Below are 22,318 nucleotides of genomic sequence, written 5' to 3'. Positions count from 1 at the left end.
ATGTCCCTTTCCAGTTCCACGATTTCTTCCCTGCGGAAGCGCCTGCAAGCGGGCGAGATCAGTGCCGTCGATATTGTTGATGATCTTGCGGCGGCGATTGCGGCGCGCGATGCGGAGGTGGGTGCCTACCTTTCGCATGATCTGGCGGCGGCCCGGGAGGCTGCGGCTGCAGCGGATCTGTCCCTGCCACTGGGGGGGATCCCGATCGCGCTGAAGGACAATATCAATGTCACGGGGCAGCCCTGCACCTGCGGCTCGCGCTTCTTGGCCAGCGGTTACACGGCTCCTTATGACGCGGGGGTGACGGAGCGCCTGAAGCGTTCGGGGGCGGTGCTTTTCGGTCGCACGAATCTGGACGAGTTCGCAATGGGCTCGGCGACGGAAAACTCCGCGCTGCAGCTGACCCGCAATCCGCGCGACCTTTCTCGGATCGCCGGTGGCTCCTCCGGCGGTTCGGCGGCGGCGGTGGCGGCGGATCTGGCGATCGCGGCGCTGGGCTCGGATACCGGTGGCTCGATCCGCCAGCCGGCCTCGCACTGCGGAGTGGTGGGTCTCAAGCCGTCCTACGGGCGGGTGTCGCGCTATGGATTGGTGGCCTTCGCTTCCTCGCTCGACCAGATCGGGCCGCTCACGAAGTCGGTGGAGGATGCCGCACTGCTACTCCAAGCGATTGCCGGGGAGGATCAGCGCGATTCGACCTGCCTCAAGGTTCCGGTGCCGGATTACTCGGCCGAGTTGGGCAAGGGCGTGGCCGGGCTGCGTTTGGGCATTCCGCGCGAGTATTTCGGCGAGGGGATCGACCCGGAGGTCCGGGCCCGCGTGGAGGCAGCGGCCAAGCGCCTGCAGGATCAGGGAGCGGAACTGGTGGACATCTCCCTGCCGCACACCGAGCACGCGGTGGCGACCTACTACATCATCGCTCCGGCGGAGGCCTCCTCGAACCTCTCGCGTTTTGACGGGATTCGCTACGGCAAGCGGGCTGACCAACCGGCCGATCTGGCGGCGCTTTACCAGCGTTCGCGCGAAGAGGGTTTCGGTCCGGAGGTGAAGCGCCGGATCATCCTTGGCACCTATGTGCTCTCCTCTGGTTACTACGACGCCTATTATTCCCGCGCACAGAAGGTCCGGACCTTGATCCGCAAGGACTTCGAGAATGCGTTCGGGCAGGTGGATGCGATCCTGACCCCGGTAGCCCCGGGCCCGGCGCGGAAGATCGGGGAGTTCGCGGACGATCCGCTCCACGAGTATCTATCGGACATTTTCACCCTCGCGCCGAACCTCGCCGGTCTCTGTGCGATTTCGGTTCCCTGCGGCACTGTGGCGTCGGGAGAGGGGACGGAACTGCCGGTCGGACTCCAGATTCTGGCGCCGCACCTCGGGGAGTCGACCCTGCTGCGGGTGGCGAAGGCTGCCGAGGGCCAAGCCTGAAACGGCCCGATTTCTACCAAAAAAGCTTTCTTCCCTTGACTCCCGGGCTCCGGGAGCCTACCTCCGCCGCCCCAACGAACGACCACGACTCTCATGGCCAACGCTCAAGTCATTCTCCGCGAAAAAATCGAAGGTCTCGGTGCCGAAGCCGATGTCGTCAAGGTCCGTGCCGGTTACGCCCGTAACTTCCTGATTCCTCAGGGCAAGGCCTACGAAGCAACGGGCTCGAACCTGCGCCACGTCGAAAACCTCAAGGCGACCCGCGCCAAGCGCGAAGCCGAGGAGCTCGAGCAGGCCAAGGAACTCGCCAACAAGATCTCCAAGCTCCGCCCGAAGTTCACGCTGGAACTCGGCCAAGGCGGCAAGGCTTTCGGTTCGGTCACCTCGCTCGACATCCACAAGGAGCTCGAAGCCGCAGGCATCAAGATCGACCGCCACGCGATCGAGCTCGAGAAGCCGATCAAGAAGTCCGGCAAGAGCGACGTGGTTGTTCGCGTCCATCCGGAAGTCAGCACCATCCTCACCATCAACGTCGAAGCAAACGGCGAAGAGGAAGAGGAAGGCTGATCGCCGCTCCCAATCTTTCCAAAAGCGCGGCTCCGGACGGGGTCGCGCTTTTCTTTTTTGGGGCGCAGACCGATTTGCCGGTGGGTTCCAAAGCAGCCGCTCAACCGCGGATAACACGGATTAAGCGGATGAAGAGGATGAAGAGGATGAAGAGGATGAGGACCGGGATGGATGGGATGGATGGGATGGATAAGATGGGATGTGGATTTGGTTGCGGTGCCGTTGGGGATTTTGAACAGGAGGGAAAGGAGAAAAGGGAGGGCAACGAGCCGGGGGATTGCCGCTCAACCGCAGATGAAAGGGATGCACGCAGATCAGGGATTGGGGGCCGGGATGGATGGGATGGATAAGATGAGATGGGGATTTGATTGCGGTGCTGGTGGGGGCGGTCGTCCGCTCCGGGCTTCGGGCAGATTGACCGCGGATGGCACGGATTGCGCGGATGGCACGGATTGCGCGGATGAAGAGGATTGGGATCCGGATGGGTTCGATGAATGAGATGGGAATGAGGGCTGCGCGAGAGCCCTTATTTTTTGCAAAGGGTTGTGTCAGGGCGGGCTTCCGGTCTTGCGTCTTGAGTCTTCCCGTCTTCTGTCTCCCGTCGTGCGCATCGAGATCCTGAATACCGGCACCGAGTTGCTGCTCGGCACCACGCTGAACACCCACGGCAAGTGGTTCGGGGAGGAGCTGTTCAAGCTCGGCTTCCGGATCCAGCGCCTGACCACGGTGCCGGACGGGGATGCTATCACACAGGCGCTGCGTGAGTGTGTCTCGCGAGCGGATGCGGTGATCGTGACGGGCGGTCTGGGGCCGACGAGCGATGACCTGACCCGCGAGTGTGCGGCGGAAGTGCTCGGCACGGAGTTGATCGAGGACGAGGCGGCGATGCGTTCGCTGGAGGAGTTCTTCGCCGTGCGCAACAAGGTGATGGCGGAAGTGAACCGCAAGCAGGCGCAGGTGCTAGTCGGTGCGGACGTGCTGCCCAATGCGAATGGTACCGCGCCGGGGATCTATGTGCCGCCGCGCCTCAACGGGGCTGCCAACTGCGCGGTGTTCCTTTTGCCGGGCCCGCCGCGGGAGCTTTACCCGATGTTCCGCCAAGAGGTGGCACCGCGACTGGTGGCGCTGGCCGGGTGGTCGCAGCCGCCAAGCATGCTCGAACTGAAGATCGCCGGGGTGGGGGAGAGTGATCTCCAGCAGGAGATCGATGCGAAGCTCGCGGAGATCCCGGGCTTGGAGGTGGGTTACTGCGCGCGCATCGGGGAAGTGGATCTGCGCTTGATCGGTGACGAGGGAGCCGTGGCCGCGGGGAGGCAGATCGCGCATGAGCGATTCGCGAAGCAGATTTTTTCCGAGGACTGCTCGCACCTGGAGACGGTCGTAGTGCGCTTGCTCACCGAGAAGGGTCTCAAGCTTGCCACCGCCGAAAGCTGCACCGGCGGGCTGATCTCGAACCGTATCACGGATGTTCCCGGTAGCAGCGCGGTATTCACCCACGGCTTCATCACCTATGCGAACGAGGCCAAGCGGGATCTGTTAGGCCTGCCGCAGGCCTTGCTCGATGAATATGGTGCGGTGAGCGAGCCGGTGGCCTGTGCGATGGCAGAGGGTGCGCTACGAGTCAGCGGTGCGGATATCGCGGTGGCGGTGACCGGCATCGCCGGACCGGATGGCGGCACGCCGGACAAGCCGGTGGGGACGGTGTGGATCGCGTGGGCGGCCAAGGGGCATCGCACCGTGGCGGTGAAGCAGGTTCACCCGCGCAATCGGAAGGACTTCAAGCTGGCGACAAGCCAGAGTGCGTTGGATGGGATTCGCAAGCTGGCGCTGAAGGGCTGGTAGGTAGATTCCTCGGGCTGTTGAGGACTTGACTTGCTTTGCCCCTTTCCCGGACCCTTCGACATGTCTGGGAAGAGACGTTTTGAGATGCAAGGGATGAAGATTTGTCTTCTAGCCCTGCTTTTTTGCTCCGGGTGGGCTTTTGCAGATAACGGGTTCCCGGCAGACCGCCAAGGTTATAAGGATTTCGTTAGCCTTTTGGAGAAGAGAAAGCGCAGCATCAACGTGTGGTTTGTCGAGCCGACAGACGACAGTTGGAGCCGGTTTGAGATAACTTCTGTTCAAAAGAAGCGCGAGAAGGTTCTCGGTCTATTCAAGGCAGGCAGTTTTTCGGACCGTGGAGGAGAGTATGCATGGCTTGATGTTCCATTCAAACGCGGAATATTCGGGTTTATCGTATTTGAGGAAAACAAGGAGGTCCTCGCCGCTTTCCGATATAGGCCGGTATTGGTAAAAGAGAATGCTGTGGGTTTCGTGAACGTGGAAGATTTTGATCCTTCGCGAGGGTTGTTCAAGTGGGGAGCATCTGGTGGGTTCTCCGGTGTGATTCTAACTCAGCCGATACGTTCGGTGATGCTGAAGGAAGAGTGATGCCAAACGCGCCATTTGGCCGAATGACCATACCTTTCGGGGAAGACACAGCTTTTCAAGCGGCAGCTTCTTTCTGTCAGAACGGGATGTCGTCGGACATGTCCGGTTCGTTGTCGAAGCTGGCGTCCATGGAGGAATTCGTGCGGTGCCCGTCGCCGTCATCCGCGGTGCTGCCGGAGGTCTTGGTGATCTTCCATGCGTTCAGGTTCACGTAGAAGCGCTCCTTATATTCGCTGCCGCGGATGTCGAAAGAGACTTTCACGGTGTCGCCGGGCCCGAGCTTGTCGAGCATGGCGGTCTTATCCTTCACGCACTCGAACTTGATCATCTGCGGGAACTTGCCGTCCGGCACTTCGATGACGAACTCGCGCTTGCTGAAGCCGCTGGCGAAGGTCTGGAGGTCGAGGATGTGCTTGAGGGTTCCTTCGAGTTCGAATGTTTGGGCCATGGCTCAGTGGGAAGTTGGACGTTGATAGCGGAGGACTTCGAAAGCGGCGTGGGATTCGACGAGTTCCGGAGAGGTGAAGGCATGCTCGAATACCGGGAGCGCGGTGTCACCCGGGTAATTCTCGAAAACGTGCGAGACGAGCACTTCATCGAGGTGATCGAGGAAGACGGCGTAGATCTCGGCACCGCCGATGACGAAGACGGTCTCGTCCGGAGCGGTGATCGCCGCAAGCCCGGCGGGGGAGTGGATCACCTCGACGCCGGGGGCGCTCCAGGCGGGATCGCGGGTGAGCACAATATTGCGACGCTTCGGGAGCGGCTTGCCGATCGACTCGTAGGTCTTGCGGCCCATGACGATGGCATGCCCGGAGGTGGTGCGCTTGAAGAAGGCGAGATCCTCCGGCAAGTGCCAGGGCAGGGTTCCATTCCGGCCGATGATCCGCTGCGGGGTCATGGCGACGATGGCGATCAAACGGCTCACGATTCCTGGTCCTCCTCGTAGTGAAAGCGATGCAAGATCCGGTGCGCGACCGGCGCGACGAGGAAGCCTGCCAAGGCGACGAAGGCCAAGCCCGAAAAGAGGGCGTAGCAGCCGGAGAAGATCTTCCCGGCATCCCCGGCGATCTCGTTCACCGGGCCCATGCCGCCGAGAATCATCGAGGCATTCAGGAAGGAATCCACCCATCCCAAGCCGCAGATCCAGTGGTAACCGGCGATGCCGATGGAGAGTACGATCAGAGTGATGCCACCGGCGATGGCGGCGCAGCGCAGCATGCGCCGGGCGAAGTGGCGATTGCTGAGAGGGCGCTGCCGGCGGTGCTCGAGACGGAGCATGATGACTTACACCGAAACCTCCGCCTTGATGTGCGGATGGGGATCGTAGTTCTCCAGACGGAAGTCCTCGAAGGTGAAGTCGTCGAGCTCCGCGATCTTCGGATTGATCCACATTTTGGGCAGAGCGCGCGGGCTGCGCTGGAGTTGCTCGGCCGCTTGGTCGACGTGGTTCTTGTAGAGATGCAAGTCACCGAAGGTGTGGATGAACTCGCGCGCCTCGAAGCCGCAGACTTGCGCGAGCATCATGGTGAGCAAGGCGTAAGAGGCGATATTGAAGGGGACGCCGAGGAAGAGATCCGCGGAGCGTTGATAGAGCTGGCAGGAGAGGCCGGGGCGATCCGAGTCGGGATCATGGACGAAGAACTGGAAGAGGCAGTGGCAGGGCGGCAGGGCCATGCGGTTGATCTCGCCCGGATTCCACGCGACCACGAGATGGCGGCGCGAGTGGGGATCCCCGCGCAGGCCGTGAACGAGCTCCGCGATCTGATCGACGGTGCGCCCATCCTGATCCGGGGTGGGGAAGGAACGCCACTGGCGGCCGTAGACGGGGCCGAGCTCGCCGCTCTCATCGGCCCACTCGTCCCAGATGCGCACGCCATTCTCCTTCAGGTAGGCGATGTTCGTGTCGCCTTTGATGAACCAGAGCAGCTCGTGAATGATCGAGCGAAGGTGCAGCTTCTTGGTCGTGAGGCAGGGGAAACCTTCGCGGAGGTCGTAGCGGACCTGGCGACCGAAAACCGAAAGCGTACCGGTGCCCGTCCGGTCGGCGCGATCCTCGCCGTGTTCGAGCACATCGCGCATCAGATCAAGGTAGGTTTTCATGGCTACAGGATTAGCAGGGCTGCGGGGTATGGGAAATGGAAATCACTCGTCCTGCCCCGGGGTGCGGCGCAGGGATTTCTTCTCGGAGAGCTGGCGTTTTTCGGCCACCGAGCGCTGTTTCGAGCGGCGGGAGCGCTTGCGATTGGTGCGGCGTGCTTTCTCGATGGCCTGCTTCTGCGCGGTGGCCTTGTCGCGCTTGATGCCTTCGAAGGCATCGCAGAGGGCCTCGCGGGCGAGATAGCGGTTGGTTTCCCGCGAGCGGCTCTCCTGGCACTTGGTCTGGAGCCCGCTGGGCAAGTGCTTCAGGAAGACGCAGGAGTTGGTCTTGTTGATCTTCTGTCCGCCGGAGCCTGAGCCGAGGATGAAGCTTTCATGCAGGTCCTCTTCCTCGATGCCGAGGCGGGCCATGCGCTCTTCCAGCGCGGCTTGTTTCTCCGGGCTGCTCATGCCTGCGACGGGGAAGAGGGGTAAAAGGAGGTTTCGAAATCCACGCCCAATTTGCCGAGGTAGGCGCATTGACCTGCCGAAAGCTTCACCGAGCGACAGAAGGTATCCGGATCGCCGAAGACGCCGATATCCATGGAGCATCCCTGCAGCGAATGGCCGGTGGTGGCGAGTCCTTCGTTCAGGTCGTCGAGTTCGTAGAGCGCTTCTTCCAAGCATTCGGTCAGAAGGCTTTCATCCCTGTCCGACACGAGGCATAGATTGAAGCCGTAGGTTTCGTGCGTCCGGCTTTTGAGATAGCGATCGCCCGGAGCCCACTTGCGCTCCAACTCGTAGCCCAAGGACTCGACGGCGGCGATCAACCGATCCGAATCGCTGGAGTGGCGCAGAACGATGTTTGGCATGCCCCTCTAGCCGGGATGGGAGATCGGAACGCTCTGGACCCGCCGGCAATAGGCAGCGGCGGCGGCGGTGATCTGAGGTGCAAGATTGGCCTCCGGCTTGGCGAAGGGAGGCACGAACCAGGGAAAGGTGCCGATGAGGTCGGTCGCTACGGCCACTTCGCCATCGCAGGTGTGCTCACCGCTGCCGATGCCGATGGTGGGGATGCCGATCTGCGAGGTGATCCATTCCGCGGCGGAGGGCACCACGCTTTCCAGAACGATGGCGAAGGCGCCTGCTTGTTCGAGCGCGCGGGCGCCCTCCAGAATGGCGGCGCTTTGCTCGGGAGTCTTGCCCTTCTTTTTGTAGCCACCCTCCTCCAGAACGCGTTGGGGGAGCATGCCGAGATGCCCGCAGACGGGAATGCCGGCCTCGACGATTGCGCGGACCTTGGCTGCCTGGCGGACGCCGCCTTCCAGCTTCACGGCCTCCGCTCCGGCTGCAACGAGGCGGCGGGCGTTGGCCAGTGCGGTTTCGGGATCGGGATAGGTGCCGATGGAGAGGTCACCAATGACCAGCGCCCGTGGCTTGGCCCGGGCCACGGCGGCCACGTGGTGGAGCATGTGGTCCATGGTCACGTGGGTGGTATCCGGAAAGCCGAGTACCACCATCCCTAGCGAATCGCCGACCAAGAGCATGTCCACCCCGGCATCATCGAAGAGGCGGGCGGTCGGGTAGTCGTAGGCCGTCAGCATGGTGAGCGGCGGGCCTGAGGCTTTCCGGCGGGCGAGGGCGGCGACTTTTTCGGGACCGGTCACGGCAGCTTGGAATTACCACGTCGCTTGGACAGTCACCAGCGGCGGTTCGCTAGAGTCAAGGTGGCGGAGGTGTTCCGCAATCGAAACCTGATCGCCGGGCAAAATCAGGTCCGGCCGGATATCGGCGAGGGGCTGAAGTACAAAGCGCCGCGAAGTGAGGCGGGGGTGGGGGAGATCGAGGATTCCGCCGTCGTCGATCCGCTCATCCCCGAAGTAGAGGATGTCCACATCGATCACACGGGGCGCGTTCCGCTCCGGGACGGCGGAGCGACCGAGATGGAACTCGATCGCCTGGGTGGCATCCAGCAGATCATGAGGGCTGCCGGAGTAGGCGATCTCCACCACGGTGTTGTAGAAGTCCGGGGAGTCCGGCGGGCAATCGACGGGCTCGGTCTGGTAGATGGGGGCCTGGCGCAGGGTGTCCGGGGCCCCCAGCTTGCGGAGCATGTTACGGGCGTCCTGAAGGTGCTTCAGGCGATTGCCAACATTCGAGCCGAGCGCAATGCCGACGCGCGTTTCGCCGGTGGTCTTCACTTCAGGCCAAGCACGTCCTGCATGTCGTAGATGCCGGGCGGCTTGTCGTAGAGCCAGACGGCGGCACGCACGGCACCGGCGGCGAAGGTGAGGCGGGAGCTGGCCTTGTGGGTCAGTTCGACGCGCTCGCCATCGGCGGCGAACATCACGGTGTGGTCGCCCACGACATCGCCACCGCGCAGGGTGTGCATTCCGATCTCACGGGGCGGACGCGGGCCCACGTTGCCGAAGCGGCCGTGGGCGATGTCTTGATCGTATTTCGTCCCGGTTTCCTCATTGAGGATCTCCAGCAGGCGGCGGGCGGTGCCGGAGGGGGCGTCGATCTTGTGGCGGTGGTGCATCTCCGTGACCTCGATGTCGAAGCGATCCTGAGTGAGGATCTGCGCCGCGCGCTGGGTGAGCCAGAAGAGGGTGTTCACACCGACCGAGAAGTTCGGAGCATAGACGATCGGCAGGGTCTTGGAGGCCTCGCGGATCATCTCGCGCTCTTCATCGGTGTGGCCGGTGGTGCCGATCACGAGGTGTGTTTTGTTCACGAGGGCCGCTTCGATGAGCTCCTTTGTGAACTTGTGCATGGTGAAATCGATCACCGTGTTCGCTTCGGCGATGGCGGCGGCGAGGTTTTCGCCGGCGTCATGCGTGGAGGCGACGGTGACGGCCGGTTCCTGGCTGGCGGCTTGGAGGACGGCCTGGCCCATGCGGCCGGACTTGCCGGTGACGAGAAGTTGGATCATGGTGCGTTGCTGTCGGGCCGGTATTGGCCGTTGATGCCGGGTTCGTAAAGCTTGATGCCCAAAATCGGAGCCATCAGGGTGAAATGCCGGTCGGTGGCATAGATTCGGCAGGAGTGCTCACGGGCTACGGTAGCGATGAGGATATCATTCCAAGGTGCCGTTATAGCGTTAGAGCTGAGAAGCCGGTAGTTGGAAGCTGCGAGCTGCCATACTTGTTCTCCTCCCCGCAGATAGGGGAGCATCAAGAAGTCCGCCCTGAGTTGCTTGAGGTCTGGCTCGCGAGCTCCACCGAATATCTCCATTGTCACCGGTCCACAAACCGCTGCCATCATTTCGTCGCGCAAGTTTGCAACGGCGAGCTTTGCTCTGAGATCCCCGGTCTTGCGGAAAAACTCGATCCAAGCGCTGGTATCAATCAGCACCATGACGGTTCATGTCCGCGATTTCAGCGGCCTCAAGTTCGTCGTTGGTAACCGGGTAATCGAATTCCCCGGCCATGACGCGCCGGGTGAACTCCCTCACCTTCTCGCGCCGGACGAATTCCAAGGCCGCTTTCAGAACGGCTGGCCCTTTCTTTTTCTCGCCCGTCAGATCCATCAATTCCTTCAAATCCTCTTCTGCAACATCGATGGTGAGGCGCATGAAGGGATTCTAAAGTAGATTTGATGAAAATTCCAGGCGGGAAATCATCTTTCCCCCTCAGGATAGGAGTGAAAAGTCTGTCAAAAGAGTCTTGAGTTGAGCCTTGGCGGTGTCGGGAAGCGGGGTCAGCGGTAGGCGGAACTCATTGGTGCAATGACCTTGGAGCGCGACGGCTTCCTTGATCGGGACCGGATTGACCTCAAGCGACATCAGGCCGCGGAAGAGGGGATACCACTGCTTCTGCTGGGCGAGGGCGCCGACGAAATCGCCATCGAGGCAAGTCTGCACGAGCTTCACCAAGACCTCGGGGACGAGGTTCGAGGCGACGGAGACGAGGCCGACCGCGCCGCAGGACATGAAGGGCAAGGTGAGCGGGTCATCTCCAGAGAGAATCGAGAAGTCCGCGGGCAGGGCTTGGAAGAGCTGGTTCACGCGCTCGACGGAGCCGCCGGCTTCCTTGATCGAGACGATGTTCTTGCAGTCCGCGGCGAGGCGGGCGGCGGTGTCCACGCCGATCTCCACGCCGCTCCGTCCGGGCACGCTGTAGAGCATGACCGGGAGATTGGTGTTCTCCGCGACGGTGCGGAAGTGGCGGTAGATGCCTTCCTGCGGCGGCTTGTTGTAGTAAGGGCAGACCTGAAGGGTGCCGGTGGCGCCGACCTTCTCGGCGGCTTGGGTGAGCTCGATCGCTTCCTTGGTGGCATTCGCCCCGGTGCCGGCCACGACTTGGCAGCGACCGGCGGCGAATTCCACGGCGAGGCGGATTACCTCGATGTGCTCATCCGTATCGACGGTAGGAGACTCCCCGGTGGTGCCGACGGGCACGATACCGGTGATACCCGCAGCCACCTGACGATCGATCAAGGCTTTGAAAGCCGCAGTATCGATACGGTCGTCGCGGAACGGGGTAATCAGTGCGGTGTAGGTGCCTCGGAATGTCATGGCGCGCGGAGAATGAACATCCGCCGCCGCTCTTCAACCCCGTAACCGGTGATTGTGAAAATTCCCGTCACATTCGGTAGGGGAGGTGCACGTCGGCGGAATCCGCCGGAAAGTCCCGGGAATTTCGGGTGATGAGGCGCGTGCCCATCAGTCGTGCGGATGAGAGGATGATGGCATCCGGAAGCTTGAGGCGCGGCACGTGATGCTTCCGCAGGGTCAGGGCTCCTTCGGCCACGTCTTCGGTCAGTTCCACAACATCGAACTGGGCGAGAAAGGTTCGAGCGATGTCCTCGCCCGGGGTGTCCTTCACCCCGGCCAGCACTTCCATCCAAGTGATCCGGCTGATGCAGCGTCTGCCGTAAGGAGCGGTGGCGACCTGCGCCTCGGGAACGCCGTTGAGGAAATCGATCAGGATGTTGGTATCGAAGAAGCCGGTCATTCCCACTCAGAGCGAAGTTGGTCCTGATACGCTTGGGCCTCGCCATAGTAGCCCTTCAGCGCGCCATAGCCGGTCAGCGGCTTGGGTGCGGCCGGGGCTTTGCTTTTGCGGGTCACATACTCGGCCACGGCTTCCCGGAGGACGCTCGCGCGGGATACGGACTGCTGCTCGGCGACTTCGTCCAGACGGGCGAGATCGTCGTCGGGGAGGTCGACGATGGTGCGCTTGTTCGTGGCGCGATAGTTCGACTTGGCCATGCCCCATGGTGGAGCATGGTCAGGATGATGTCAAATTTTGATATCGCGTGATGTCAAATTTCGATATCGCCTTCGAAAACGAAATCGGCGGGACCGGTGAGGGTCACATTCGTGAAGGTGGAGTCTCCGGTCTTTTCAAAACCGATCTCCAAGGTATCGCCGCCTTTCACGTCGACCTTGATCGGGGAGGGGGCTCCATCGAGGAGGTGGTGCATGAGGGCGGAGGCGACCATTCCGGTGCCGCAGGCGAGGGTCTCATCCTCCACGCCGCGCTCGTAGGTGCGGATGGCGATGTGGCCGGGGGCGAGCACGGTGGCGAAGTTCGCATTCGTCCCGGCGGGGGCGAAGGCCTGATGATAGCGGATGGTCGCACCGTGGCGGACGACTTCCGTGCCCGGCAGGTCGGCCACGAAGGCGACCACATGAGGGACGCCGGTGTTGATGAAGTGAAGGGTGGCGTTCAGGTCCGGGATCTTCACGCCGGTGTCGATCTTCAGATCCTTCGGCTCGGACATGGCGATGCGGACTTCGTCCTCGACGAGTTCGGCGGCGAGTTTACCCGCGATGGTCTCGAAGGTCACTTGGTCCGGGCTGCCGTCCATGAGCGCGGCGGTGAAACGGCCGAAGCAGCGGGCACCATTGCCGCACATCTCGGCCTCGCCGCCGTCCGCGTTGTAGTATCGGAATCTGAAGTCTGCGCCGTTTTCCGCCGGCTCCACGGCCAGCAGGCCGTCGGCTCCGATACCGCGGTGACGGTCGCAGAGATGCTCGATCTGGTCCTTGCTCAGGTTGGTGGCGAGGTCGCGGTTGTCGATGACAACGAAGTCGTTGCCAGCACCGTTCATCTTGTAGAAATGGAGCAACATAGGGCGGGAAGGTCAGGAAAATATCAGACGGACTTGGTGGCCTCGATGAGGGGCGTGACGAATTCGCGGACGGCCTGTGCGGCGCGGTCCGGGTTGAGTTCGATCTGCTTCACGATGGCGGAGCCGACAATCACCCCATCCGAGGTTTTCGCAACCATCTCGGCCTGGTCGGGACGAGTGATGCCGAAGCCGACGCAGACCGGAATGTTGGTATGGGCCTTGATCTTGGCGACTTGGGCTCCGATGCCCTCCGAGGGCACGCCGTGGGCACCGGTCACGCCGGTGCGGGAGAGCGCGTAGATGAATCCATCGCCGCTCCGGGCCAGGAGTTGGACGCGCTCGTCGGGAGTGGTCGGGGCGATCAAGCGGATGTGCTTGAGTCCTTCACCCTTGGCGAGGTCGGCATTCAGCTTCGCTTCGTCCGGCGGGAGGTCGAGCAGCAGGATGCCATCGGCACCGGCGGCGGCGGCATCGGCATGGAACTTCTCGAAGCCGTAGGTGAAGATCGGATTGAGGTAGGTGAAGAGGACGATCGGGGTCTCGTGGGTCTTGCGGAACTCGCGGATGAGTTCGAGCGAGCGCGGGGTGTTCATCCCGGCTTTGAGGGCACGGTCGGCGGCCATCTGGTTCACGATCCCGTCGGCGAGCGGATCGGAGAAGGGCAGGCCGAGTTCGATCACATCGGCCCCGGCATCGGCGAGGGCTTTCACCACTTCCAAGGAGGCCTCGAAGGAGGGATCGCCTGCGGCGACGTAGGCGACAAAGGCCTTTTTGCCTTCCGAGCGGAGCCGTTCAAACGCGGCGTCGATGCGATTCATGGGGCGCGGAGATTCCGCGCTTCCCCCCGCCGTGACAAGAGCGGGTTTGGGAATGTGGGGGGAGTGATGGATGGGGTCAGGGGGACGGCGCGGTATCGAAGAGCGGGTCGGCCGGCGGCGCGGAGAGGACGCCGGCATTCGCGAAAGCATAGGGTTTGATAGCGATGATGCTGTCGGATCTCTCGGGCAGCAGGAGGAACCGCATCTCGGCATTCTTGACCCACTCCGGCAGCGAGTCGCGGTTGGTGAATTCGATCTCGTAGCTGGTTTTCGGGATTTTCTGCCCGTCCAGCATGATGGTGGTGGGGTCTTCCTCGAGCACCTTGACCATGCCCTCGAATCGCGCTCCCCAAGTATGGATGACTACTTGCCCGTTTTCTTGGGCCGTCATCAGGGCCACCCAGTGGCCCCCGTCGTGCCCATTTTTCCTGCGGGTGGTGAGGTTCAGCATCGTCGCCGTTTCCCCGCGGGCGTATCGGGCCAGGTTTGCGGGGCGGACGTCGTAGTCCACCTTGAAGCGGAAGGTGGCCAGTTCACCGGCGTCTTTCCTGAAATACTCAGTGATCCCTTCGAGCGCTTCCGAGATGCCGGTGCCCGAGGTGTTGCGCGTGCCGCAGTAGCGGCCCAGCCGGGTATGGACCCACTCCGCCTTATCTTCGAAGTCTCCCCGCTTGGGGATCGGGAGGATGCCCTCTTGATCCCACCAAAGGAGGAAATTGCAGAACGAGCTCGGCACGCAATCGCTCTGTTTCTGGCCATATTCGCCTTGGCTCAGCAGAGGGAGCCGGGTGCGGTCTACCGGTCCCGGAGCCTTGAAATCGGCCGGATTGCCCGAGGCCGGTGCTTTTGGGTGGGCGGGCTTGTCCTTGGCCGCTGCGTGGATGAATTCCTGGTCTTCTTGGCTCAGGTTGGCGATGGCGATGCGTTGGAACTTGCCCATGACCAGCACGTCGATGGCGAGTCCGTCGGGGGTCACCATAGCGTCGGAACCCCGGATTTTTCTTCCGTTCTTGCCCGTCCAGATCCGCTCGCCGTTGATGGGATACGCGACGGCATTTGCAGCCAGCGCGAGCCAGAGAAGCAGCCGGAGACGGGCCATCCGGGAGCCCAGCGTAAACCGGGGCTCGCCGCAAGGCTTGAGCGCACCGGCCTGGGGCGCTTGTGAAAAATTTCACAAACGGGGCTTGAGAGCGGGGCGGGGGAGGGGCATCGTCCCGCCGCAGCCTTATGGTCAGCGATTCCACCCAGACCGCCCACGCCGCCTACGATTCAAAGATCGAGGGCAACATCATCTTCACCCGCGTGGACGCGGCGATGAACTGGATGCGCAAGAACTCCATGTGGCCGATGCCGATGGGACTCGCCTGCTGCGCGATCGAGATGATGGCCGCCGCTTGCAGCCGCTTCGACCTCAGCCGTTTCGGCGCCGAGGTGATGCGTTTCTCGCCCCGCCAGGCCGACGTGATGATCGTGGCCGGCACGGTGACCTACAAGATGGCGCTGGCGGTGAAGCGGATCTGGGACCAGATGCCGGAGCCGAAGTGGTGCATCGCGATGGGTGCCTGTGCTTCTTCCGGCGGCATGTATCGCTCTTACGCAGTGCTGCAGGGGATCGACCGCCTGATCCCGGTGGACGTTTATATTTCCGGCTGCCCGCCGCGGCCCGAGGCCCTGATCGAGGGGCTGATGAAGCTTCAGGCCAAGATCGAAGCCGATCCGGCCCTGCAGAATCAGAAGAAGGAGTTCATCGAAGACCTCGCCTGATATTTTCCCATGTCCGCCGCCCAGGATATCGAAACCTTGTCCGCCAAGTTCGGCGCGGATGTCGTCGGGACCAAGGAGTTCCGCGGCGAGCACACCATCTCGGTGAAGCTCGGCGTGCTGCATGATCTGCTGGCCACCGCGAAGACGGACCTTGGCTATGAGATGATCATCGACATCTCCAGCCTCGACCACTTCGGTGAGGAGCCGCGCTTCGAGATGGTTTACGAGCTGGTGACGGTGGACGACTCCAAGCACCTGCGGGTGAAGTCCAAGGTCTCCGAGGACGAGGAAGTGCCCACGGCGACGGACATCTGGCTCGGTGCCGATTGGCACGAGCGCGAGGTCTACGACATGATGGGCATCCGCTTCAGCGGTCACCCCGATCTGCGCCGGATCCTGATGTGGGAGGGCTATCCCTTCTACCCGCTGCGCAAGGATTTCCCGCTGGCCGGTCGTCCGAGCGAGATGCCGGATGTGGCGTTCACCGGTATCGCCCCGCTTGAGGGCGGCCCCTTCGTGACCTCCCCGGGCACGAGCGATGTGGTGAAGCGCGAGCCGCGCGCCCGCGTGGTGAAGTAAGGCGAAGCTGGAGTGGTGGGATCGTTTCCTGCTTGGAGCAGCTCTTACCGATAGAAAGACTGCGGCAATGGAAAGGAGCCGCTGGCAACGCATGGGCAGGGATCTGCTTGGCGAACTGGTGACCCGATATTTGGCTCTTGTGCTTATCGCGGTTCAAGCCGGAGTGACGGTCGCGGGACAGCCCGACTGGATCTACGACATCTTCGGGCTATCCTGGGATGGAATTCTCGCTGGCAGACTGTGGCAGCCATTCACCCACGCGCTGGTTCATGGTCCATGGTGGACCTATTGGTGGCATCTGGCGCTGAACCTGATTTGCCTGATGATGGTAGGGGGGCGAGTAGAACGGATCGGCGGCGCAAGGATCCTTCTGAAAACACTAGGTGCAGGAGTTCTCGGCGGGGCGGTCCTGCAAATGCTCTCGTCATCCGTTCCGTTTCCGCTGATCGGTGCTTCGGGCGGACTTTTCGCGGCGATGTTCTGGCTGCTCACCATCCATGCCGACGACCGAATGTGGCCTGTTCGACTAAAGGGGCGGAATCTGGCTATCGGAATATTCATTGCCGAGGCCGGGATCCTTGCTGCCGCTTGGATGCTGCCGGGATCGGGTTTGGAGAAAATCGGTAGCGGATGTCATCTGGGCGGAGCAGCGGCGGGCTGGTATTTGGGGCGAAAGAGCTTGGGCCCGCGGTTGACCAAGGAAGATCTGATGAGGGAAAGGGAGCGTCGCGAAGGAGCGTCTTAGGAAAAAGAGAAGGGCCCGTCCGCGCATGGCGAACGAGCCCCGTGAATTGATATCCGGCAGGATCAGAAGCCGCCGCGCTGGCGCTGCTCGATCTGCCTCTGGCGTCCGCCGCCGCCGCCTTGCTGCTGAGGCTGCGGTTGGCGGGCAGCGCGTTGCTGCATGGCAGCCTCGCGTTGTGCCTGCTGAGCGGCAGCGCGACCGGCTCCCGGATTGCGGCCAGCGGTGTTCACCGGTTGGTCATAGGGATTCCTCTGCTGCCGCTGGATCTGCTGGCGCTGCTGTGGATAGCCACGCTGCGGGTTCGGCTGTTGGCGAAGCTGCTGTTGTCGCGGCTGCTGCTGCGGTTGGGGGCGGCCCCATGCGTTCTGGTTGAACTGCTGCTGGCGGTCGCGGAGGTTATCCATGCGCTGGGCCTGGTTGGCGCGCATGTTCTGGTTCCGCTCCTTCTGGTAATACTGGGCGTCCTTGAACTTCGCAGCGGCGCGGGCGCGCTGGTTGCGAAGGGCATCGGCAGCGCGGTCGTTCTGCTCGCGGACATTGTTCGCCCAGCGGTAGTTCCGGTCCTTCAACTGCTGGACCCGGTTCTGGTAGTTGCTCAGGAAGCGGTCCCGGAAACCGGTGGGCGGAGCCAGAGTGCCATGGCCCGGGCGCCAGCCGTGCGGGTGGTAGGCACCGTAGAGCGGGCGCGGGCAGTAGCCAGCAGGGTAGTAGCCGTAGAGGTAGGGATCGTAGTAGCAGCCGCGATAGCGGTCGTAGTAGCAATAGACGAGCGGGTCGTAGAGCCAGCGATCATTGCTGGTGTAAACGAAGGTGGTGCTGATTCCGCCTCCGCCGCCGGAGTAATATCCGCCGCCAGCGTAGCCGCCACCACCCCCTCCGTAATAGGGATCATAGTAGCAGGAAGTGGCTCCGAGAGTGAGGGCTGCGAGTGCGGCAGCTTGAATCCAACGTTTTGTCCGGATCATGGCGATGTGACGGTTGCTAGAGAGGATTATTCAACCGTTTCCCATGAAGTCCAGCGGCGGCTTGGATCCCACCGGCTCCTTCTTGTCCCATGTCGTGACGAGCCATGGATTACCTCCGGTCCACGCCAGACCTTAGGTTCCGGCATCCCTGCCGTTGACACGGCCCCACCAAATCCGTTTTCTCCCGGCATCACGCTGCCCCAACCTGATTTCATGAGTTTGCCTGTACTCGTCACCGGCGGAGCCGGTTATATCGGATCGCACACCGTTCGTTTTCTCGCCGCCCAAGGATACAAGGTGGTGGTGCTGGACAATCTGGTCTTTGGTCATCGCGATGCGATCGTGGATGCAGGGGTGGAATTGGTGGTCGGCGATATCGGAGACAAGGCGCTGATTTCGAAGCTTTTCGATCAATACGGCTTCGGTGCGGTGGTGCATTTCGCAGCCTACGCCTACGTCGGCGAGTCCGTGACCAACCCGCTGAAGTACTACCGCAACAACACCGCGGAACCGCTGGCCCTGCTGGAGGTGATGCAGGAGAAGGGCTGCAAGAACTTCGTCTTCTCCTCCACCTGCGCGACCTACGGGGTGCCGGAGAGCATCCCGATCGTGGAGAGCAATCCGCAAAATCCGATCAATCCCTACGGCCGCAGCAAGCTGATGCTGGAATGGGTGCTGAAGGATTGCGACACGGCCTGGGGCCTGAAAACTGTGGCGCTGCGCTATTTCAACGCCAGCGGCTCGTCCGAGGACGGGAAGATCGGCGAAGATCACAATCCGGAAACCCACCTGATTCCGCGCGTGCTGATGGCCGTGACCGGAGAAATCTCTCATCTCGACGTCTTCGGCACCGACTATCCGACGCCGGACGGCACCTGCATCCGCGATTACATTCACGTGAACGATCTGGCCTCGGCCCACGCGAAGGCGATCGGTCACCTGAGTGCCGGAGGAGATTCTTTGGCCTGCAACCTCGGCACCGGGGTGGGGGTCTCCGTGAAGGAGATCATCACTGCCACGGAGGAAGTCACGGGGCGTCAGGTTCCGGTGAAATACAGCCCGAGACGTGCGGGCGATCCGCCGCAACTGCTTGCGGATCCGACTTTTGCCAAGGAAAACCTTGGTTGGGAGGCAGAGCACAAGGACGTCCGCGATATGGTTCGTTCGGCTTGGGCATGGATGTCCGGGCCCCGGAAAGGCCGATACGAATCGTAATCAGGAAATTGCCGGTAATTGCGATGTAAACACATTCTCGCTTGCATCGCGGCACAGGCAGGACCATAAATTCATAAACCAAAACCCCGTCATGATCCCGTCACAAAAACGCCACCTCGCAGGCTTCAGCCTGATCGAGTTGCTCGTGGTCATCCTGATCATTTCCATGCTGCTTACCCTCGGGGCCGTTGGCCTGCGGGGGATTTCCGGCGGGAATGGCATCGGTGCCGCCGTAGCGACCTCGGAAGCCCTCTTTGACGAAGCGCGAGCCATCGCAGTGGGCAAGGGCACGAAGTCCCGTGTCCTAGTCGATGTAAACGACCCGCAAGACGAAGAAAACTATCTGCGCCGCCTGCTGGTCGCTTATCAGGAACTGGACGAGGAAGGGGAGCCTACCGAGAAGTGGGCGCTTTCCAGCCGTGCCCTGACGCTTCCCGAGCGGATCTTCTTCAGCAAGGAGTATAGCAAGCGCGAGCACGAAGGTGGCGGTGGCGACATCGAGGAGGACAGCTTCGAATTCGGCAAAACCGCTTTCGACGGAAACTATCTCTACTACGAGTTCAACTCCGAAGGCATCTGCACGACGCCGGGAGCGAGCTTCGTGATGGGTTCCGGGGTCCGCCCGCAGGGGCAAGACCCGCGTGCCACGGCTGATGGCAAACGTGATTTCGGTGGTTTCGTGGTCTGGCGTAACGGGCGCACCTCGCTCTTCCGCGGTCCCGACCAGATCGGCATCCCTTCAACAGTCAACGAATTCTGATCCCGCACATGAAGTCCACTTTCAACCGCATGCGACGCGGCTTCACCCTGATGGAGACGGTCATCGCCATTGGCGTGCTGGCCCTGCTCCTCACGGCGTTCCTTGCCGTCTTCGGTCCTGCCACCACCGGTCTGCGCAAGGCCATCAGCGTGCAGGAGGCCGACCGTCTTGCCGCCGCCTTGGAGCGCGAGCTGGTGACCCTGCGCCCCGGCACGACCACGGAGTATAAGACCGGCTTCGACAAGGCCTACCAATGGATTGAAGAAGCCTCCTCGGACGCCGACGCATCCATTTTCCTCTACCAGTATCGCGGCACGCCGAACGAGATCCGCGAAGACGGTTCGATGGAGCCGTTTACCCAGGGCGGTGGAGTCGCCGGCAAGGATTTCATTGTCCAGCCTTCGGTGCGCAAGCGCGACGATCCGCTTTTCTTGGAAGACTTGGAGGCTCTCGATGGCCGGATCTTCACGACGAAGCTGACCCAACTCGAGTTTGCCAACGGCCAGCTCGTGAAGCGTGAAGACGAAGGCATCAACAATGATCCGAACGGGACCGATGAAAGCCTGGGCGGCACGGGCTCCGACGCCTACGTGGAGGCTGTGATTGCGTTCGCGGCCGAATTCTTCATCGTGCCGAACAGTGACCCCAACTACGTGAGGCCCGGTGGCAAGTTCAACCCGGAGAACCTTACGAAGCCCGTCTTCACACGAAATCTCGCCGTCCGCCGCTGATTGCGGCTAGAACCTGCCCTCAATGAAAACCCCGAAAACTTCCAAACACAGCGGTGGCTTCACGCTGATCGAGCTGATGGTCGCGATGGCCATCACGACGGTCATCGTCACCGTGCTGGTATCCATCACCGGCATTGCACTGGATTCGTGGCAGCGTGGCCGCTCCGAGATCCGTGCGTCCCGTCAGGCGAAGTCGATGCTCGACACCATGGCGAAGGACTTCGAGTCCCTCGTTTCGCGCCGCGGTAACAACTTCGAGTGGCTCTACGCGAAGGTGGCGGATAACCTGCCGGGTCCCTCTGCCAACCAGAGTTCGAATGCGGCTGACCTGATCTTCTTCACGGCTGCCACCGACCGCTATCTCGGCCAGATCGGCACTGCTTCCGATCTGGGCGGCGATGTATCCTGTGTGGCCTACAAGCTCGAGTATCAAGATCCGGTGACGGGTGAGGAAGAAGCCGAGGGCGACTCCTCGACCTTCGTCTTCTACCGTTATCTGGTCGATCCGAAAGAGACCTTCGACGATCTGCTCGGCCAAGCCGATCTGGATGACGCCTTCTCGAGCAAGGACGACAAGATCAAGGAGCCCGAGAACTTCGTCTGCGAGAATATCTATCAGTTCACGCTGACCTTCCAAGTGGAAGTGACCCAGCAGCAAACGGGTGGGACCACCACGACCGTTCCGGTCCGCGTGACCCTCGGCGAGAACGGTGCCGGCAAGGAGATGCGCCTGCGCGGCAATGGCATCGTGACCGATGCCTCCGGCAGCGCGCTGAAGCCCAGCGTCACGGAAGACGAGCTCAAGGCTGGCCGACTGACCGGAGTGGAGATCGGTGTGACCGTTCTCTCCGATTCGGCCGTGATCCGTCTCAACAACCAGCAACTGCCGGACGCAGCCCGTGAGAAGATTCTTGCGGCGGAGTCCTTCCAATATTCCCGCACGGTGGAGCTGCCGGGGATGTGATCCGGTTTCCGTGTCATAGCATCTCAAGGGCTGCTCGCTTGCTGCGAGCGGCCCTTTTCTTTTGGAGCGGGTCAGCGAGGCATGCGCAGGTGCTCGATGGCTGCCTCCATATCGGACGTGGTGACGGCATCGCTGACGAAGGCATCGCCGGCATCGCGGAGGAGGACGAAGCGGACCTTGCCGGCCTCGAACTTCTTATCGCGGCCAAGCTTGTGAAGAACCCGCCCGGTGGTGATGGCGGGATCAAGCACGAGGGGGAGGTGGAAGTGCGCGAGCAGGTCGAGGATCGACTTGCTGGCGGAGGGAGAAAGGCCGGAGTGCTTCTCCGAAAGGAGGAGGGCCGCGCGGAGGCCGAGGCCGATGGCCTCGCCATGGAGCATCTCGCCATAGGGTACGGCGGCCTCGATACCGTGGCCGATGGTGTGGCCGAAGTTCAGGAGGGCTCGGATGCCTTTGGTCTCGTGTTCGTCGGCTTCGACGATGCGGGCCTTGATGGCGATGTTGCGAGCGATGAGATCGGCGGGCACGTCGCGTGTGGCGGGGTCGAGCTTCGCGATCTCCGCGAGCATGGCGGCATCGCGGATGGCGGCGTGCTTGATGACCTCGGCAAAGCCCTCGTGGTACTCGCGGGCGGGGAGTGTGGCGAGGACCGATGGGTCCACGATCACGAGCTTGGGCTGGTGAAATGCGCCTAACAGATTTTTTCCCTCCGCGAGATTCACGCCGGTCTTGCCACCCACCGACGAGTCGACTTGGGCGACGATGGTGGTCGGAACCTGAACGAAGGGGATGCCGCGATAGAAGACCGAGGCGACGAAGCCCGCGAGATCGCCGACCACGCCGCCACCGAGAGCGACGACGAAGGAGCGACGATCGTGACCGGCGGCTGCGAGTGAGGAGCAGACCTCTTCCGCCCGCGACATCGACTTGGAGGCTTCGCCTGCGGGGACGAGATGAAGGGTGGGGTTGAAGCCGACGGCTTGGAGCGAGGCTTGCAGGGCCTCCGCGTGGTACTTGGCGACGGTCTCGTCGGAAACGATGGCGGCACGTCCCTTCAGGCCCGCTCGGGCGATGGTTTCACCGGCGCGCGCCAAGAGACCGGTTTCCACCAGAACCTCATAGGAGCGCTCACCCAAATCAACGTGCACCGTCGGCATGGCGCGGAGCATGGACAACGGCGCGGCAAGGTCCA

The 22,318-nt window shown here is 62.2% G+C and carries 31 protein-coding genes; 12 read left to right on the top strand and 19 right to left on the bottom strand.

Features of this window, described 5'->3' with window-relative positions:
* From gatA to OJ996_RS18090, 5 genes are all read left to right on the top strand, one after another.
* Positions 1-1,428, top strand: coding sequence for an Asp-tRNA(Asn)/Glu-tRNA(Gln) amidotransferase subunit GatA (gatA, locus tag OJ996_RS18110; protein WP_264515055.1), 1,428 nt, complete (start codon positions 1-3; stop codon positions 1,426-1,428).
* Between the two features lie 93 nt (positions 1,429-1,521).
* Positions 1,522-1,995, top strand: a complete 474-nt coding sequence (gene rplI / locus OJ996_RS18105) for a 50S ribosomal protein L9 (RefSeq protein ID WP_264515054.1) — start codon at positions 1,522-1,524, stop codon at positions 1,993-1,995.
* Positions 1,996-2,123: 128 nt separating this feature from the next.
* The gene (locus tag OJ996_RS18100) at positions 2,124-2,345 is read left to right on the top strand and encodes a hypothetical protein (protein ID WP_264515053.1); all 222 of its coding nucleotides are present in this window, start codon (positions 2,124-2,126) and stop codon (positions 2,343-2,345) included.
* A gap of 253 nt (positions 2,346-2,598) precedes the next feature.
* The gene (locus OJ996_RS18095) at positions 2,599-3,837 is read left to right on the top strand and encodes a competence/damage-inducible protein A (protein ID WP_264515052.1); all 1,239 of its coding nucleotides are present in this window, start codon (positions 2,599-2,601) and stop codon (positions 3,835-3,837) included.
* Positions 3,838-3,930: 93 nt separating this feature from the next.
* Complete coding sequence (locus OJ996_RS18090; RefSeq protein ID WP_264515051.1) at positions 3,931-4,425, top strand: hypothetical protein; 495 nt, start codon at positions 3,931-3,933, stop codon at positions 4,423-4,425.
* A 76-nt stretch (positions 4,426-4,501) separates the two neighbouring features.
* Here OJ996_RS18090 and OJ996_RS18085 read toward each other — a convergent pair whose 3' ends face one another.
* From OJ996_RS18085 to OJ996_RS18005, 17 genes are all read right to left on the bottom strand, one after another.
* Positions 4,502-4,873: a DUF3127 domain-containing protein gene (locus tag OJ996_RS18085; protein WP_264515050.1), complete on the bottom strand. Its 372-nt coding sequence runs from the start codon at positions 4,871-4,873 to the stop codon at positions 4,502-4,504.
* Positions 4,874-4,876: 3 nt separating this feature from the next.
* Entirely contained in the window at positions 4,877-5,353 is a 477-nt protein-coding gene (locus OJ996_RS18080) for a dihydrofolate reductase (protein ID WP_264515049.1), read from the bottom strand.
* Positions 5,350-5,706, bottom strand: a complete 357-nt coding sequence (locus tag OJ996_RS18075; protein ID WP_264515048.1) for a hypothetical protein — start codon at positions 5,704-5,706, stop codon at positions 5,350-5,352. The genes OJ996_RS18080 and OJ996_RS18075 overlap by 4 nt, the downstream gene beginning before the upstream one ends.
* Before the next feature lie 6 nt (positions 5,707-5,712).
* A complete protein-coding gene (locus OJ996_RS18070) occupies positions 5,713-6,528 on the bottom strand; it encodes a thymidylate synthase (protein ID WP_264515047.1) in 816 nt (271 codons plus the stop codon).
* Between the two features lie 42 nt (positions 6,529-6,570).
* On the bottom strand, positions 6,571-6,975 hold the full coding sequence (locus OJ996_RS18065; protein ID WP_264515046.1) for a peptide chain release factor family protein: 405 nt from the start codon (positions 6,973-6,975) through the stop codon (positions 6,571-6,573).
* On the bottom strand, positions 6,972-7,376 hold the full coding sequence (locus tag OJ996_RS18060; protein WP_264515045.1) for a hypothetical protein: 405 nt from the start codon (positions 7,374-7,376) through the stop codon (positions 6,972-6,974). The genes OJ996_RS18065 and OJ996_RS18060 overlap by 4 nt, the downstream gene beginning before the upstream one ends.
* Before the next feature lie 6 nt (positions 7,377-7,382).
* Complete coding sequence (panB, locus tag OJ996_RS18055) at positions 7,383-8,171, bottom strand: 3-methyl-2-oxobutanoate hydroxymethyltransferase (RefSeq protein ID WP_264515044.1); 789 nt, start codon at positions 8,169-8,171, stop codon at positions 7,383-7,385.
* A 12-nt stretch (positions 8,172-8,183) separates the two neighbouring features.
* Positions 8,184-8,705 (bottom strand): 2-amino-4-hydroxy-6-hydroxymethyldihydropteridine diphosphokinase, encoded by a 522-nt coding sequence (gene folK / locus OJ996_RS18050; RefSeq protein WP_264515043.1) that lies wholly within the window; start codon positions 8,703-8,705, stop codon positions 8,184-8,186.
* Positions 8,702-9,439 carry a 4-hydroxy-tetrahydrodipicolinate reductase gene (gene dapB, locus OJ996_RS18045; protein ID WP_264515042.1) on the bottom strand — a complete coding sequence of 246 codons (738 nt, stop codon included), beginning with the start codon at positions 9,437-9,439 and terminating at the stop codon, positions 8,702-8,704. The genes folK and dapB overlap by 4 nt, the downstream gene beginning before the upstream one ends.
* Positions 9,436-9,864 (bottom strand): PIN domain-containing protein, encoded by a 429-nt coding sequence (locus OJ996_RS18040; protein ID WP_264515041.1) that lies wholly within the window; start codon positions 9,862-9,864, stop codon positions 9,436-9,438. Before OJ996_RS18040 ends, dapB begins: the two co-directional genes overlap by 4 nt.
* Positions 9,851-10,081, bottom strand: a complete 231-nt coding sequence (locus OJ996_RS18035) for a hypothetical protein (protein ID WP_264515040.1) — start codon at positions 10,079-10,081, stop codon at positions 9,851-9,853. Before OJ996_RS18035 ends, OJ996_RS18040 begins: the two co-directional genes overlap by 14 nt.
* A 57-nt stretch (positions 10,082-10,138) precedes the next feature.
* Positions 10,139-11,023, bottom strand: a complete 885-nt coding sequence (dapA, locus tag OJ996_RS18030; RefSeq protein ID WP_264515039.1) for a 4-hydroxy-tetrahydrodipicolinate synthase — start codon at positions 11,021-11,023, stop codon at positions 10,139-10,141.
* A gap of 67 nt (positions 11,024-11,090) precedes the next feature.
* Entirely contained in the window at positions 11,091-11,462 is a 372-nt protein-coding gene (locus OJ996_RS18025; RefSeq protein ID WP_264515038.1) for a type II toxin-antitoxin system VapC family toxin, read from the bottom strand.
* Complete coding sequence (locus OJ996_RS18020; protein WP_264515036.1) at positions 11,459-11,719, bottom strand: ribbon-helix-helix domain-containing protein; 261 nt, start codon at positions 11,717-11,719, stop codon at positions 11,459-11,461. The genes OJ996_RS18025 and OJ996_RS18020 overlap by 4 nt, the downstream gene beginning before the upstream one ends.
* Positions 11,720-11,772: 53 nt before the next feature.
* Positions 11,773-12,585 carry a diaminopimelate epimerase gene (gene dapF, locus OJ996_RS18015; protein ID WP_264515035.1) on the bottom strand — a complete coding sequence of 271 codons (813 nt, stop codon included), beginning with the start codon at positions 12,583-12,585 and terminating at the stop codon, positions 11,773-11,775.
* Between the two features lie 23 nt (positions 12,586-12,608).
* Positions 12,609-13,403, bottom strand: coding sequence for a tryptophan synthase subunit alpha (trpA, locus tag OJ996_RS18010; protein ID WP_264515034.1), 795 nt, complete (start codon positions 13,401-13,403; stop codon positions 12,609-12,611).
* A 76-nt stretch (positions 13,404-13,479) separates the two neighbouring features.
* The gene (locus OJ996_RS18005; RefSeq protein ID WP_264515033.1) at positions 13,480-14,502 is read right to left on the bottom strand and encodes a hypothetical protein; all 1,023 of its coding nucleotides are present in this window, start codon (positions 14,500-14,502) and stop codon (positions 13,480-13,482) included.
* A 128-nt stretch (positions 14,503-14,630) separates the two neighbouring features.
* Here OJ996_RS18005 and nuoB point away from each other — a divergent pair, with 128 nt between their 5' ends.
* From nuoB to OJ996_RS17990, 3 genes are all read left to right on the top strand, one after another.
* Positions 14,631-15,167 carry an NADH-quinone oxidoreductase subunit NuoB gene (nuoB, locus tag OJ996_RS18000; RefSeq protein WP_264515032.1) on the top strand — a complete coding sequence of 179 codons (537 nt, stop codon included), beginning with the start codon at positions 14,631-14,633 and terminating at the stop codon, positions 15,165-15,167.
* 9 nt (positions 15,168-15,176) lie between these two features.
* Positions 15,177-15,746, top strand: a complete 570-nt coding sequence (locus OJ996_RS17995; protein WP_264515031.1) for an NADH-quinone oxidoreductase subunit C — start codon at positions 15,177-15,179, stop codon at positions 15,744-15,746.
* 67 nt (positions 15,747-15,813) lie between these two features.
* A complete protein-coding gene (locus OJ996_RS17990) occupies positions 15,814-16,491 on the top strand; it encodes a rhomboid family intramembrane serine protease (protein ID WP_264515030.1) in 678 nt (225 codons plus the stop codon).
* A gap of 62 nt (positions 16,492-16,553) precedes the next feature.
* Here the strand turns inward: OJ996_RS17990 and OJ996_RS17985 are convergent, their stop codons facing one another.
* Entirely contained in the window at positions 16,554-17,456 is a 903-nt protein-coding gene (locus OJ996_RS17985) for a hypothetical protein (RefSeq protein WP_264515029.1), read from the bottom strand.
* A 213-nt stretch (positions 17,457-17,669) separates the two neighbouring features.
* On the opposite strand from OJ996_RS17985, the gene galE reads away from it, so the two are divergent.
* The 4 genes from galE (at position 17,670) to OJ996_RS17965 (ending at position 21,126) form a co-directional block, all read left to right on the top strand.
* Positions 17,670-18,671, top strand: coding sequence for a UDP-glucose 4-epimerase GalE (gene galE / locus OJ996_RS17980; protein ID WP_264515028.1), 1,002 nt, complete (start codon positions 17,670-17,672; stop codon positions 18,669-18,671).
* A gap of 91 nt (positions 18,672-18,762) precedes the next feature.
* Positions 18,763-19,431: a pilus assembly FimT family protein gene (locus OJ996_RS17975; protein WP_264515027.1), complete on the top strand. Its 669-nt coding sequence runs from the start codon at positions 18,763-18,765 to the stop codon at positions 19,429-19,431.
* A gap of 8 nt (positions 19,432-19,439) precedes the next feature.
* Positions 19,440-20,162: a prepilin-type N-terminal cleavage/methylation domain-containing protein gene (locus tag OJ996_RS17970; RefSeq protein WP_264515026.1), complete on the top strand. Its 723-nt coding sequence runs from the start codon at positions 19,440-19,442 to the stop codon at positions 20,160-20,162.
* A 22-nt stretch (positions 20,163-20,184) separates the two neighbouring features.
* Positions 20,185-21,126 carry a PulJ/GspJ family protein gene (locus OJ996_RS17965; RefSeq protein ID WP_264515025.1) on the top strand — a complete coding sequence of 314 codons (942 nt, stop codon included), beginning with the start codon at positions 20,185-20,187 and terminating at the stop codon, positions 21,124-21,126.
* Positions 21,127-21,197: 71 nt separating this feature from the next.
* On the opposite strand, the gene aroB is transcribed toward OJ996_RS17965, so the two are convergent.
* Positions 21,198-22,283, bottom strand: a complete 1,086-nt coding sequence (gene aroB / locus OJ996_RS17960) for a 3-dehydroquinate synthase (RefSeq protein ID WP_264515024.1) — start codon at positions 22,281-22,283, stop codon at positions 21,198-21,200.
* Positions 22,284-22,318: the final 35 nt, after the last annotated feature.

It is taken from the genome of Luteolibacter rhizosphaerae (assembly GCF_025950095.1).
GTDB classification, from domain to species: domain Bacteria; phylum Verrucomicrobiota; class Verrucomicrobiia; order Verrucomicrobiales; family Akkermansiaceae; genus Haloferula; species Haloferula rhizosphaerae.
This window is presented reverse-complemented; position numbering and strand designations above follow the sequence as displayed.